The following is a 13,292-nucleotide window of genomic DNA, read 5'->3' on the forward strand; positions in this document are numbered from 1 at the left end:
GACCATGGACGAGCCCATTCTTACGATCGAGGAACGCGAGGCGATCAACGGCGGACGCTGGTTCTCCTCGCTCTCCCCATCCCTTCGCCACGACATCCTCCGATGCGCCTACGTCAAACGCTACAAGGACGGCGACCTGATCGCCGCCCGCGGCGACCCGCCGGAGGAGTGGATCGCCTGCGCGAAGGGTGCGGTGCGCGTGAGCTCCACCTCCATCTCGGGCAAGCAGATCACGCTGACCTACGTGGAGCCGGGCATCTGGTTCGGCGACGTCGCCATCTTCGACGGCGACCGGCGCACGCACGATGCGTATGCCCACGGCGACAGCACCATCCTGTGCGTGGCCAAGGCGGATTTGCGCAAGATCCTGGCCACGCACGTGGAGCTGTACGAAGCCATGCTGCGCCTGCATGCGCGGCGCATCCGCCAGCTGTTCGGGCTGGTGGAAGACCTCAACACCCTGCCGCTGCGTGCGCGCCTGGCCAAGCAACTGGTGCACCTGGTGCGCAGCTACGGCGTGCCCCAGCTGGCCGACGGCAGCGAGATGCGCATCGGCCTGCACCTGGCACAGGAAGAACTCGCCCAGTTGCTGGGCGCCTCGCGCCAGCGCGTGAACCAGGAACTCAAGGCCATGGAACGGGAAGAAGTGATCCGCATCGAGCCGGGCGGCCTGGTGGTGCGCAACCGGGAGGCGCTCATGCGCATCGTGGAGGCTGACAGCTGATGAGCGACTACGACCACTTCGTCGGCACCCGGCCGGTGGAAGGCAAGCACGTCTTCGACGTCGCCGCGCTCACTGCCTGGCTGCAGCAGAACCTCCCGGGCTTCGAGGGCCCGCTCTCGGTGGAGATGTTCAAGGGCGGCCAGTCCAATCCCACCTACAAGCTGGTCACGCCCTCGCGCAGCTACGTGATGCGCGCCAAGCCCGGGCCGGTGGCCAGGCTGCTGCCTTCGGCGCACGCGGTCGAACGCGAGTTCGCGGTCATGTCGGGGCTGGCGGGCACCGGCGTGCCCGTGCCGCGCATGTACTGCCTGTGCGAGGACGAGTCGGTGATCGGCCGCGCGTTCTACGTCATGGAGTTCATGCAGGGCCGCGTGCTCTGGGACCAGGCCCTGCCGGGCATGACGCCCGCGCAGCGCGGCGAGATCTACGACGAGATGAATCGCGTCATCGCGGCGCTGCACACGGTGAAGTTCGCCGAGCGCGGGCTGGCCAGCTACGGCAAGCCGGGCAACTACTTCGAGCGCCAGATCGGCCGCTGGAGCAAGCAGTACAAGGCCTCCACCGATGGCGCCGGCCCCATGAGCCAGCCGATCCCGGCCATGGAAAAGCTGGTCGAGTGGCTGCCCGCGCACATCCCCGCGGCCGCGCGCGACCAGGGCAAGGTCTCCATCGTCCATGGCGACTACCGCCTGGACAACCTGATGTTCGATCCCGGCCAGCCGCGCGTAATCGCCGTGCTCGACTGGGAGCTGTCCACCCTGGGGCATCCGCTGGCTGACTTCAGCTACCACTGCATGGCCTGGCACATCCCGCACGGCTCCTTCCGCGGCATCGGCGGCCTGGACCATGCGGCGCTGGGCATCCCCTCCGAGGACGACTACATGCGCCGCTACTGCGACCGCACCGGGCTGGCCACGGTGGCCGACCTCAAGGCCGACTGGAACTTCTACATGGCCTACAACATGTTCCGCATCGCCGCCATCCTGCAAGGCATCGCCAAGCGGGTGGAGGCCGGCACCGCGTCCAGCGCCCAGGCCGCCGCGTCCGGCGCCAGCGCCCGGCCGATGGCCGAACTCGCCTGGCAGTTCGCCCAGCGCGCCTGAAACCCACCCCTTTTCGAAAGGCAGACATGGACTTCGAGTACTCCCCCAAGACCCGCGAACTGCAGGCCCGGCTCCTGAAGTTCATGGACGACCACATCTATCCCAGCGAGCAGGGCTACCACGACGAGCTGCGCAAGAACACCGAGGCGGGCCGCCGCTGGACGGCGCTCAAGGTGATCGAGGACCTCAAGCCCAAGGCCCAGGCCGCCGGCCTGTGGAACCTCTTTTTGCCCAAGGACACGGCCGAGGCCTCCGGCTACCAGGGCGCCGGCCTGACCAACCAGGAGTACGCACCGCTGGCCGAGATCATGGGCCGCGTGCCCTGGTCGCCCGAGGTGTTCAACTGCTCGGCGCCCGACACCGGCAACATGGAGACCATCGCCCGCTACGGCAGCGACGAGATCCGCGCGCGCTGGCTCAAGCCGCTGCTGGAAGGCAAGATCCGCTCGGCGTTCGCGATGACCGAGCCCGAGGTCGCCTCCTCCGACGCCACCAACATCAGCACCCGCATCGAGCGCCAGGGCGACGAGTACGTCATCAACGGCCACAAGTGGTGGATCTCCGGCGCGGCCGACCCGCGCTGCAAGGTCTTCATCACCATGGGCAAGACCGACCCGGACGCGCCCCGCCATTCGCAGCAGAGCATGATCGTGGTGCCGGCCGAGACGCCCGGCATCCGCATCGTTCGGCCGCTCAGCGTGTTCGGCTACGACGACGCGCCGCACGGCCACGTGGAGATGTACTTCGAGAACGTGCGCGTGCCCGCCGCCAACATGCTGCTGGGCGAAGGCCGCGGCTTCGAGATCGCGCAGGGCCGCCTCGGCCCGGGCCGCATCCATCACTGCATGCGCCTGATCGGGCTGGCCGAGCGCGCGCTCGAGCTGATGTGCCGCCGGTCGCTCTCGCGCGTGGCCTTCGGCAAGACCGTGGCGCAGCAGACCGTCACCCAGGAGCGCATCGCCGAAGCCCGCTGCAAGATCGACATGGCGCGGCTGCTCACGCTCAAGGCGGCCTGGCTGATGGACGTGGCGGGCAACAAGGTGGCCAAGACCGAGATCGCGATGATCAAGGTGGTGGCGCCCAACATGGCCTGCCAGGTGATCGACTGGGCCATGCAGGCCCACGGCGGCGGCGGCGTCAGCGACGACTTCCCGCTGGCCGCGGCCTATGCCGGCGCCCGCACGCTGCGGTTCGCGGACGGCCCGGACGAGGTGCACCGCAACTCGATCGCCAAGTGGGAGCTGGGCAAGTACGGCAGCTACGGGCGGGATGCCGATGCGGCCGTGACGCGCGGCGCCTGACCGCGGGGCGCCGCCTTCCCGGTCAGGGCCTGGCCGGGAAGGTGCGCAGCGCGTTCTCGCCGGCCGTGGCCAGCAGCTGGAGCACGTGCTGCATCGAAGGCTGCGCGGGGCCGTTCTGCATCCGCAGGTAGACCCGGCCGCGCTGCAGCATCATGAGGAAGGGCTGGTCGGCCGCCGGCGCCGGCTCGGGCCATTCCAGCAGCTGCTGCGACAGGCTGGCATCCATCCAGCCCACCGCGTTGGCGCGCTCGTCGGCCACCAGGGCGTAGCGGCTCCAGAACACGCGGGGCATGCTGTCCCAGCCGACCTCCTCGTACATGGCCAGCAGCCGCATCTCCTCAGGCATGGTCGCGTCGATGCTGGTCTGCAGGGTGTCGGTGTAGGTCGAATAGGCCTGCTTCTCCAGCGCATCCTTGAGCGGGCGGTTCATCAGCACCAGCATCACGTCGGGGCTGATGCCCAGGTCGACGCGGCCGCGCAGCTCGTTGCCCTCGATGTATTTGCGGCCGGACCGCCCCACCTCGATACGGCAGGGCTTGCCGGCCACCGGGCCGTCGAGCGCGAAGCCCGTGCCCGCGGGCGAGAAAGCGAAGCCATGGCGCGCTGCCCAGGCGGCGATGCCGGCGGAGCCGTCGCGCTGGGCGCCCGGCCCGGCCTGGGGGTCCTTGGTGAAGGCCTTCTTGATCTTGTCGAACATGCGGCGGTCGCTTCCCCTACAGTGGCCCGATTATCGAATCAAACCTCAACCGTGGAGCGAAAAATGATCCAGGTCTTCAGCTGGCCGACCCCCAATGGCCACAAGGTGCACATCATGCTGGAGGAGTGCGGACTCCCCTATGAGGCCCTGCCCGTGGACATCGGCCAGGGCGACCAGTTCAAGCCGGACTTCCTGGCGATCAGCCCGAACAACAAGATCCCCGCGATGACCGACCCGCAGGGCCCGGATGGCCGGCCGATCTCGCTGTTCGAGTCCGGCGCGATCCTGGTCTACCTGGCCGGCAAGACCGGCCGCTTCCTGGGCGACACCGACCGGCGGCGCTATGAGGTGCTGCAGTGGGTGATGTTCCAGATGGGCGGCGTGGGGCCCATGCTCGGCCAGAACCACCACTTCCGGCAGTACGCGCCGGAGAAGCTGCCCTACGCGATCGACCGCTACACCAACGAGGCCAGGCGCCTCTACGGCGTGATCGACCGGCGCCTGGCATCCAGCCGCTGGCTCGGCGGTGGCGACTACAGCATCGCCGACATCGCCACCTGGCCCTGGCTGCGCAACTGGAAGAACCAGGGCATCGAGCTGTCGGACTACCCGCACCTGGAGCAGTGGTTCCACGCCATCGAGGAGCGGCCGGCCGTCCAGCGCGGCGTCAAGGTGCTGGCCGGCCTGCGCAAGCCCATCACCGACGACAAGGCGCGCGAGGTGCTCTTCGGCGGCACCCAGTACCAGCGGCGCTGAACCGCTTTCCTCCTCCACGGGGCCTTCGGGCCCCTTTTTTTGCGCCCAATGGCTGAGCCAGCCAAGCATTTTCCGGTCCGCTGCCTCAGCAAAAACGTAACGGAATGACTGATCCACACAGCTGCTGAGCCGGCCTCCGGGCGCCAGAACAACAGCTTGATGAGGCTCGCGGGCAACGGCTGAGGACGTCCCTTGCCTCAGCCTCCCCAGAGGGGAAACGGACTACAAGCGCGTACGCCTGCTCCTACAAGACGAAGCTCGGCAGGCTTCGATCCGTGACGCCCATCACGGATACACCAAGCTCATGTTCGGTTACGGCTGTAGTCGGTCTCCTACAGGTTTGTGGGACGGCGCTGACTACAGTCCGCCACTCGCTGAGCTTTCTGCCTCGGCTGCCAAGCAAGGCGGCCCCGGGCACAGCGGTGCAGAAGACACCGTTTCGAGAGCTTCAGCTGATCTGCAACAGGTCCTCGCAAGGCCGCCACCGAGCGGCTCCATGACCACCTCTACGGAAAGCTGAACAACATGAAACGACGTCTTTTCCTCTCTGGCTCCACTGCTGCTGCCCTGGGTCTCGCGGGTTGCGGTGGTGGCGGCGGCGGCAGCGCCGGTGCCACCGACCTGGCCACCGGCGGCGTGCTGACCAGCACCAGCCAGGGCGTCGCCCAGCCGACCCCGGTTTCCTCTTCCCTGCCGGCCAAGATCCTGGGCTGCTACTACACGGCCTTCGCCACCGGCGGCTACCGCATCAGCGACATCCCGTCCGAGTTCAACGTCATCTACCTGTTCCACGCCAAGCCGAACGGCGACACGGTCAACGGCAGCTGGAACAACGTGGGCGACGGCTCGTTCAAGTTCGAGCACTACAGCGAAGTGCCCGCGGCCGACATCCAGGCCTGCCGCAGCCGCGGCCAGAAGGTGATCCTGACCGTGGGCGGTGCCCAGGCCGGCTTCAACTTCAACACCCGCCAGAAGAGCCAGAACTTCGTGGCCTCGTTCCAGGACATGTACAACCGCCTGGGCGGCCTGGACGGCTGCGACTTCAACAACTTCGAGGCCAACATCGGCTCGTCGCCGGCCGAGATGGTCTGGATCTCCCAGCAGCTCAAGGCCCTGTACGGTCCCGACTTCGCGATCACCGCGCCGCCGCAGCCGAACTCGGCCGAGGACCGCGCCATGCTCAAGGCCATGGCCGACGCCGGTGTGCTCAACTGGGCCGGCCCGCAGTACTACGACTGGTCCGGCTTCAACGCCCCCGGCTTCATCACCAACCGCACCAACGACTGGGTCGGCGACCTGGGCGCCGACAAGGTGATCCTGGGCCTGGCGGCCAACTACGGCAACGGCCCGTCGCTGCAGGACTGCATCCGCGAGTGGGACGCCGTCCGCATCGCCCACCCCAACATCCGCGGCATGTTCTGCTGGAGCGCCCAGCTCAACCTGCAGGGGGGCAACGTCTGGGGCTCGACCATGAAGGGCATGCTCTAACCCTCTCGGGGGACGACCGCTGCGGCGGCCGGGGCCATGGGCCCGGGCCGCCGTTTGTCTTTTCCGGGCCGGCCGTGACCTTGTAGGACAAGACCGCGTTCACCTTGGCCTTGCGTGGTCCGACGCACATCCGATGTGACAATTTCAAGCTGGAGCGCACCCACCTTGAAGGACTTCGACAATCAACTCAGGCAGTGGCGCGAGCTGGAAAGCCTGGCTCGCGCAGCGGAAGAGCAGCTCAATGGCATGCAGGCGGCGAACTCCCCCGAAGTGGCCGCGCTGGCCCGCGACGCCACCGACAAGCGCAAGCAGGCGGACGAGGCGCTGAATGCGATGCTCTCGAGCCGCAAGAGCCTTCCACCCCGCTGAAAAAGCAACCCGCGCCCATCGCGCGAATGGTCGAATCTCCCATGTCCGACGTGGCTTGGGAAAACTTCCCACAAGCACTCCGCCTTCCAGCACCTAGGCTTCACCCCCGACCAAGGTGGAAGGAATCTCCTATGTGGGAAATCGACAAGGCGGTGGCATGGGTGGCGTTCATCCTGCTGATCGCCGTGGCCCTGTGAACGGTCATTGACCGGGCACGGTGTCCTTGGCCGGCGGCACGCTGACGACCACCAGCGCTTCCGCCGGGACCTCCCCCAGCGAGCGTGAGCGGTGGGGGATGGAGGCCGCGAAATAGACCGAGTCCCCGGCGGACAGGGTGAACTTGCGGTCCTCGAAGATCAGCTCCAGCTCGCCGCTGATGACGAAGATCAGCTCTTCGCCCGCGTGCGTCACCAGGTCCATCTTCCCGCTCTTGGCCAGCGGCGGACGCATGATGAAGGGCGTCATGCTCTTTTCCGCCCGATGCGGCGCGATGGCCTCGTACGCGTAGCCGGCCCGGCCTTCGCTGCGGCTGAACGGCACGCGGTCCCCCTTGCGCACCAGCAGGATGTCTTCGGACTCCTCGACTTCGCCCAGCAGCCTGCCGGAGGGCACGCCAAAGCACTTGGAGAGCTTGAGCACGGTTGAGATGGAGGGCTGCGACAGCCCGCGCTCGAGCTTGGACAGGTAGCTCTTGGTCAGCCCGGACCGAGCAGCGACGTCCTCCAGGCTCAGGTCACTCAATCGGCGCAGCGCCGCGATGCGCGAGCCGAACTTTTCTGATGACCCGTTTGGTTCCATGAGGACACGATTGTGTCATACTGCCTCTATGACACGGGCGTGTCATACACCTCCCCTCGCCCCCGCCCTTCACACGAGCCCCCCATGACCCAGACCCTGACCCGACGAGCATTCACCTGCCTGCTGGCGGCCACCGGCGCCCTAGGCGCCGTTCCCGCGCTGGCGGACTACCCGGACAAGCCCATCCGCATGCTGGTCCCCTTCGGCGCGGGTGGCATCACCGACGTCGTGGCGCGCGCTTTCGCGGACCAGCTGGGCCGCGAGCTCAAGCAGTCGGTCATCGTGGACAACCGCCCCGGCGCCGGCGGCAACATCGCGGCGGAGCAGCTCAAGCGCTCGGCCCCTGACGGCTACACGCTCATGCTGACCACCATGGGCCTGGTGGCGGTCAACCCGCACACCTATTCCAGCCTGCGGTTCGATCCGCTAGCGGACTTCACCTATATCAGCACGGTCGCCGACACGCCGCACGCCATCGTGGTGGGCGGATCGGTCCCGGCCGGCAGCCTGGGTGACCTGGTCACGCTGGCCAGGCAGAAGCCGCAGGCCCTGTCTTACGGGACCGCGGGCTACGGCAGTTCCCCCTACCAGGGCCTGAAGCTGATGGAGAGCTCCACCGGCGCCAGCTTCCTGCACGTGCCGTTCAAGAGCGGCTCCGAGAGCGTCACCAACATCATGAGCGGCCAGGTCTCGATGACGCTGGAGGCGCTGCCGGTGGTCCTGCCGCACACCGCATCGGGCAAGCTCAAGGTGCTGGCCATCGCCGCCCCCAAGCGCCACGCTTCGGCGCCGGACCTGAAGACGACCGCCGAACTCGGCTACCCGGGCATCCGCTCGTCGTCCGTCTCCGGGCTGATCGCCCCCGCAGGCCTGCCCGCCGAACAGGTCGCCAAGTTGAATGCGGCCGCGCGCAAGGCCCTGAACAGCACCGAACTCAAGGCCAAGCTTTTCGTGCAGGGCAGCGATGCCACCGGCTCGACGCCCGAGCAGTTCGTCAAGCAGGTCCAGGCCGAGCATGCCAAATGGGGCAAGCTGCTCGCCGGGTCGCCCAGGATCTGACCCCTACCTTCGAGGACGCCATGAACACCACCAGCACCATGAATCTGCCCAAGGACCAGATCGTCAGCTCGGCCCTGCGCCAGATGCAGAGCGAACTGAAGACGCAGGCCCTGCCGCTGCGCCAGGCGGTGGCGCAGACCTGCCGCACGCTGTATGCGTTCGGCCACGACTCCGGCCTGTCGGGACAGATCACGGCCCGCACCGAGAAGCCCGGCACCTACTGGACCCAGCGCCTGGGCCTGGGCCTCGACGAGATCACGGCGGACAACCTGCTGCTGGTCGACGAGGACCTGCGCGTGATCGAAGGCGACGGCATGCCCAATCCGGCCAACCGCTTCCACAGCTGGCTCTATCGGCAGCGGCCCGACATCAACTGCATCGTGCACACCCATGCACCGCACGCCAGCGCGCTGGCGATGCTCGAGGTGCCGCTGGAGATCGCGCACATGGACACGTGCGTCCTCTACGGGCAGGTCGCCTTCCTGGGCAAGTGGCCTGGCATCCCGGTCGGCAACGAGGAAGGCGAGATCATTTCCGCCGCGCTGGGCGACAAGAAGGCGATCCTGCTGGCGCACCACGGCCTGCTGGTCGCCGGTGCCACGGTGGAGGAGGCCTGCGTGCTCGGCGTGATGTTCGAGCGTGCGGCGCGCCTTCAGCTGCTGGCGATGGCCGCCGGCAAGATCGAGCCCATCCCGGCCGACCTGGGAGAAGAGGCGCAGCGCTGGGTGTCGACGCCCAAGCGCCACCAGGCCGTCTTCGCCTACTACGCCCGGCGCGCCGAGCGGCTGCTCTCCAGCGGCTCGATCTAGCCGTCGGACGGGGGCGGTGCCCGGTCGCCGCTGCCGCGCGGTCGTGCCCCCGGTGTCAGTTCCGTCCCCGACTGCCTCTCCACCCAGCGAACCAGTTCGCTGACGCTCGCGCCCGGACCCGCCGCGTGGTCGGCCATGCGCCACAGCTGCTGCCCCAGGCCCCAGATGGGCACGGGCGTGGCGGTCTCGCGCGCCAGTTCAAGGGCGATGCCCACGTCCTTGAGCATCAGCTCGAGCTTGAAGGGGTCGTCGAAGGCACGGTTGAACACCCGCTGGTTGAAGTGCGTGCGGGTGATCCACGACCCGCCGGTGGATTCGTTCAACACCTCGACCATCACCTGGGGATCGAGGCCGTAGCGCTTGCCGGCGACCAGCCCTTCGGCGGTATTGGCCAGCGTGATCGCGGTGATGCAGTTGTTGATGCACTTCATCGCGTGCCCGCTGCCCACGCCTCCCAGGTGGAACACGGCCCGGCCCATCACGTCCAGCAGCGGCCGGATCCGCGCCACGTGCCCGGGGCTTCCGCCCACCATGAAGACCAGGCTGGCTTCCTGCGCGCCCCACTGGGCCCCGGAGACGGGTGCATCGACCATCCCACCGCCGCGGCCTGCCAGGGCCCTCGCGGTCTCCTCGGTCAGCCAGGGCTCGCACGAGGAGGTGTCCAGCACCAGCGCACCGCTCCGCAATCCGTGGATCACGCCGTCATCGCCCAGCACCACCTGCCGCACGACCTGGCCGTTGGGCAGCATGGTGATGATCACGTCGGAGCGCTCGGCGACCTCGCGCGGGGTGGCGACGGCGATGCTGTCGCCGCCCAGGCTGCCCGCCAGGTCACGGGCGATGGCCGCGTTGGCGTCCAGCAGCGTCAGCCGGTGTCCGGCCCGCGCCAAATGCTTTGCCATGGGCGTGCCCATGACGCCGAGGCCGATGAAGCCGATGTCCATTGTCATCAGGGGTACCTCTCTGTCGAAAGCCGCTAGCCGGCCGCCCGTTTCAACTGCTGCCTCATGACCGAGAAGCGGCGCCGGTACTGGGCCGGGCTGAGCGTCACCTTGCGCCTGAAAAGCCGGTTGAAGAAAGTCCCGTCCTGGTAGCCGACCTCCCGGGCCACCGCCTCCACCGGGAGATCGGTGGACTCCAGCAACTGCTTGGCTTCCTCCAGCCGCAAGGTGTGGATGTACTCCAGCGGCCGCATGCCCGTGGCCTGCGCAAACCGCTTGTTGAAGGTGCGCTCGGCCAGCCCCGAGAGGTCGACCAGCTGCGCGACGGGCGACTCGCACTGGTAGTGGGATGCGGCCCAGGCCTGGCAGCGGGCCACGACGGCATCTTCGGCGACGCGGCCGCGGGTCAGCGAGGCGTAGGCGACCGCGCTGACGTCACAGGTGCCGATCAGGTTCACCCTCGCCACCTGCATGGCCTCGTCCGGCGAGGCGAAGCGCGCGATCAGCGCCAGCGCCAGCATGTGCCAGGCCGTGCCGCTGCCGGCCATCATCAGGCGCTGGCCGGGCCCCGCCGTCACCAGCGACCTTTCCGCACTCCACCGCGTTCGGGGGTAGTCGCGCGCCAGCAGTTCGCAGTACGCCCAGTGCGAGGTGGCTTCCTCCCCGTCCAGCAGGCCGGTCCTGGCCAGCAGCAGGGCGCCCGAACAGGAAGAGCACAAGGTCGCGCCCGCGTCCCAGGCCTGCCGCAGCCAGGCCACTTCCGCTTCGTAGGACGCCGCGAGCGGCTCGCCCGGCGGAACCATGAGGTCGGTCACGCAGACGATGTCGGGGGAGGGGCAGTCGGCAAACCCGGCATCCGGGGTGATCCGCACCCCGTTGCCGGCCAGGAACGGCGCGCCATCCCGGCTCACCACCAGCGGAACGAACGGCGACTTCACCGCCGGGTTGCCGTGCAGCATGTGCCAGTCGCGCCGTGCCCCCGACAGCAGGTCGAAGAAGCCATAGAGCGTCGCCGCGGACACGTCCGGCGTGCCGAGCAAGGCAACGGTGAGGGGGCCGCCGGCACTTGACATCTTTTGACCCGTTTCGTGCGGATATGACTCTAGCAAGTCGCGGTCGTCACGCCGAGACTTCCCTCCCCCGCACCGGACCGCCGTGCCCCAGCGAGCGACGACGGTCCCGGATCACCGCCACCCACTGTCGCGCCACATCCGTGGCGCACCCCCGAGAGGAGTCGAATCATGGGTTACTTCATCGATGAGCAGGTCGACTCGACCTGGCGCCCTGGCCTTCGCGATGCCCGCGGCCTGGACTGCAGCACCGGATCCGTCCGCGCCGTGGAAGCGGTCGAGACCGCGCTGCACGCCATGCTGTCCTACTTCGGTGACCCCCTGGCCGCGCTGGACGAGGCGATCGCCGCCGACCCGGGCTGGTCGCTTCCCCAGTCGCTCAAGGCGTCCTTGCTGCTGACGTCCAGCGAGTTCGAGCCTGCGCGGCAGGCCCGCGACATCCTGGCGGCAGCGCCCGCGCCCCGCAATGCCCGCGAACAGGCGCACCACGCAGCCGCGCAGGCGGCGGCCGAGGGCGACTGGGCGCTGGCGTGCAGGCGATGGGAGGCCACGCTCATCCACAGCCCACGCGATGTCGCCGCCCTCCTCTTCGCGCACCTGTTCGACTTCTATCGCGGCGACACCCTCAACCTCAAGCGGCGCCCGCAGCGGGTGCTGCCGGCCTGGTCGCCCGAGATGCCCTTCTACGGCTTCGTGCTCGGCATGTACGCCTTCGGCCTCGAGGAGTCCGGCCACTACGCGCAGGCCGAAGACGTGGGACACGCGGCGCTGGCGATCAACCGCCGGGATCCCTGGGCCGTGCACGCGGTCGCCCACGTCCATGAGATGCAGGGACAGCACGAAGAGGGCGCCCGCTGGCTGGCCTCACGCCAGCCGGACTGGGCCGTGGACAACGGCTTCGCATTCCACAACTGGTTCCACGCGGCCCTGTTCCAGATGGAGGGGCTGGACACTGCGGCGGCGCTGCAGACCTATGACACCCACCTGGCGTGCGCGACAGAGATGGCGCTGCAACGCGTGGACGGGACAGCGGTGCTGTGGCGCCTGAAGCTGCTCGGCGTCGACGTGTCCGACCGGTTCGACGACCTGCGTCGCACGTGGGTGCCGCAGGCCCCGAGCGCCGGCTTCTACGCTTTCAACGACCTGCATGCCCTCATTGCCCACATCGGCGCGGGCGTCACGCCGGAGACTTCGGAAGGCCTGACATCGCTGCAAGAAGCGATGGCGGACTTCGACTCGTCGGGCGCCTCCAACCGAAGAATGTCGGCCGAGCTGGGCCTGCCACTGGCGCAAGCGTTCCTGGACTACGCGAACGGGAACTGGGACAGCGCTGCGGAAGGCCTGCTTCGGGTGCGGGATGGGGCACATGGCTTCGGCGGCAGCCACGCCCAAAGGGACATCCTGACCCTGACGTTGATGGACGCGGCCATCCGCGCCCGCCGCGCCGACCTGGCTGGACACATCCTGAACGAGCGCTGCCCCGAGAAGGCCGGAACGCCGATGACCCTCCACTGGAGGCGCCGCATCAGCGCAATGCACTGATTTCGATCGTTTTCGCTCGGCTCGAAGCCGGACGGGCTGCGACAGCTTGATTCGGGCGCGCCATGGCCTAAGGTGGGCCATGGCCTACGAAGCTCCGGTTGCCACGCGCCTCGCCGAGATCGCGGAGTCCATCGCCTTCGCCACTTCGGCGGGGACGACGGACCAGCGCCTGGCCGCGCTCAGCAGCTACCTTGCAGAGGTTCGGGAGGCGCTGGGAATGGAAGTCGCCTTCGTGTCGCAACTCCTGGAGCAGCGCCGCGTGTTCAAGGTGGTCAGCAAATCGCCCGCCACGCACTCCCCCATCCGGGTCGGCGAGTCCGACCGCCTGCTGGACACCTACTGCATGTACGTGCTCCAGGGGCGGCTCCCACCGGTCATCCGCGACATCCGCAAGGCCGGCCACGAGGCGGCGCTGCTGCCGATCACCGAGCGGCTCGGCATCGGGTGCTATGTCAGTGCGCCCGTGGTCCTGCCCGACGGCCGCGCCTTCGGGACCTTGTGCTGCTTCAGTCGCCAGGCGCGGCCCGACCTGGCGGACGAAGATGGCGAGGCCTTGCGGGATGTGGCACGCGCGATTGCGAAGGCAGTGGACGGCGAGGGCAACGTCCGCGCCCCTCGGGCAAGCTGAGCGACGC

Annotated in this window: 14 protein-coding genes; 10 read left to right on the plus strand and 4 right to left on the minus strand. The window is 68.3% G+C overall.

The window, feature by feature from the left end; genetic code table 11:
• Positions 1 to 4: 4 nt before the first annotated feature.
• Genes ASG30_RS12900 through ASG30_RS12910 form a run of 3 tightly spaced genes read left to right on the plus strand, consistent with a single transcriptional unit; the run spans position 5 to position 3,128 of the window.
• Positions 5 to 724 carry a Crp/Fnr family transcriptional regulator gene (locus tag ASG30_RS12900; protein ID WP_055897067.1) on the plus strand — a complete coding sequence of 240 codons (720 nt, stop codon included), beginning with the start codon at positions 5 to 7 and terminating at the stop codon, positions 722 to 724.
• Positions 724 to 1,827, plus strand: coding sequence for a phosphotransferase (locus ASG30_RS12905; protein ID WP_055897069.1), 1,104 nt, complete (start codon positions 724 to 726; stop codon positions 1,825 to 1,827). Before ASG30_RS12900 ends, ASG30_RS12905 begins: the two co-directional genes overlap by 1 nt.
• A gap of 26 nt (positions 1,828 to 1,853) precedes the next feature.
• The gene (locus tag ASG30_RS12910) at positions 1,854 to 3,128 is read left to right on the plus strand and encodes an acyl-CoA dehydrogenase family protein (protein WP_055897073.1); all 1,275 of its coding nucleotides are present in this window, start codon (positions 1,854 to 1,856) and stop codon (positions 3,126 to 3,128) included.
• A gap of 22 nt (positions 3,129 to 3,150) precedes the next feature.
• On the opposite strand, the gene ASG30_RS12915 is transcribed toward ASG30_RS12910, so the two are convergent.
• Positions 3,151 to 3,825 carry a hypothetical protein gene (locus ASG30_RS12915; protein ID WP_055897076.1) on the minus strand — a complete coding sequence of 225 codons (675 nt, stop codon included), beginning with the start codon at positions 3,823 to 3,825 and terminating at the stop codon, positions 3,151 to 3,153.
• A gap of 63 nt (positions 3,826 to 3,888) precedes the next feature.
• Here ASG30_RS12915 and ASG30_RS12920 point away from each other — a divergent pair, with 63 nt between their 5' ends.
• From ASG30_RS12920 to ASG30_RS12930, 3 genes are all read left to right on the plus strand, one after another.
• Positions 3,889 to 4,581: a glutathione S-transferase N-terminal domain-containing protein gene (locus ASG30_RS12920; RefSeq protein WP_055897079.1), complete on the plus strand. Its 693-nt coding sequence runs from the start codon at positions 3,889 to 3,891 to the stop codon at positions 4,579 to 4,581.
• A 525-nt stretch (positions 4,582 to 5,106) separates the two neighbouring features.
• Complete coding sequence (locus tag ASG30_RS12925; protein WP_082522079.1) at positions 5,107 to 6,069, plus strand: glycosyl hydrolase family 18 protein; 963 nt, start codon at positions 5,107 to 5,109, stop codon at positions 6,067 to 6,069.
• A 165-nt stretch (positions 6,070 to 6,234) separates the two neighbouring features.
• Positions 6,235 to 6,438 (plus strand): hypothetical protein, encoded by a 204-nt coding sequence (locus ASG30_RS12930; protein WP_055897083.1) that lies wholly within the window; start codon positions 6,235 to 6,237, stop codon positions 6,436 to 6,438.
• Positions 6,439 to 6,639: 201 nt separating this feature from the next.
• On the opposite strand, the gene ASG30_RS12935 is transcribed toward ASG30_RS12930, so the two are convergent.
• Positions 6,640 to 7,236, minus strand: coding sequence for a helix-turn-helix domain-containing protein (locus ASG30_RS12935; protein ID WP_055897085.1), 597 nt, complete (start codon positions 7,234 to 7,236; stop codon positions 6,640 to 6,642).
• An 84-nt stretch (positions 7,237 to 7,320) separates the two neighbouring features.
• Between ASG30_RS12935 and ASG30_RS12940 the strand changes: the two genes are divergently transcribed.
• Both ASG30_RS12940 and ASG30_RS12945 read left to right on the plus strand, forming a co-directional pair.
• A complete protein-coding gene (locus ASG30_RS12940; protein WP_055897088.1) occupies positions 7,321 to 8,295 on the plus strand; it encodes a Bug family tripartite tricarboxylate transporter substrate binding protein in 975 nt (324 codons plus the stop codon).
• A gap of 20 nt (positions 8,296 to 8,315) precedes the next feature.
• Complete coding sequence (locus ASG30_RS12945; protein ID WP_055897090.1) at positions 8,316 to 9,104, plus strand: aldolase; 789 nt, start codon at positions 8,316 to 8,318, stop codon at positions 9,102 to 9,104.
• On the opposite strand, the gene ASG30_RS12950 is transcribed toward ASG30_RS12945, so the two are convergent.
• Positions 9,101 to 10,054, minus strand: coding sequence for an NAD(P)-dependent oxidoreductase (locus ASG30_RS12950; RefSeq protein WP_055897093.1), 954 nt, complete (start codon positions 10,052 to 10,054; stop codon positions 9,101 to 9,103). The genes ASG30_RS12945 and ASG30_RS12950 overlap by 4 nt on opposite strands.
• Before the next feature lie 26 nt (positions 10,055 to 10,080).
• Entirely contained in the window at positions 10,081 to 11,118 is a 1,038-nt protein-coding gene (locus ASG30_RS12955) for a GlxA family transcriptional regulator (RefSeq protein ID WP_055897096.1), read from the minus strand.
• Between the two features lie 168 nt (positions 11,119 to 11,286).
• Here ASG30_RS12955 and ASG30_RS12960 point away from each other — a divergent pair, with 168 nt between their 5' ends.
• Complete coding sequence (locus ASG30_RS12960; protein ID WP_055897099.1) at positions 11,287 to 12,657, plus strand: tetratricopeptide repeat protein; 1,371 nt, start codon at positions 11,287 to 11,289, stop codon at positions 12,655 to 12,657.
• 79 nt (positions 12,658 to 12,736) lie between these two features.
• A complete protein-coding gene (locus ASG30_RS12965) occupies positions 12,737 to 13,285 on the plus strand; it encodes a GAF domain-containing protein (protein WP_055897102.1) in 549 nt (182 codons plus the stop codon).
• Positions 13,286 to 13,292 lie beyond the last annotated feature (7 nt).

Origin of the sequence: Ramlibacter sp. Leaf400 (assembly GCF_001424545.1) — a bacterium.
Lineage (GTDB): Bacteria > Pseudomonadota > Gammaproteobacteria > Burkholderiales > Burkholderiaceae_C > Ramlibacter.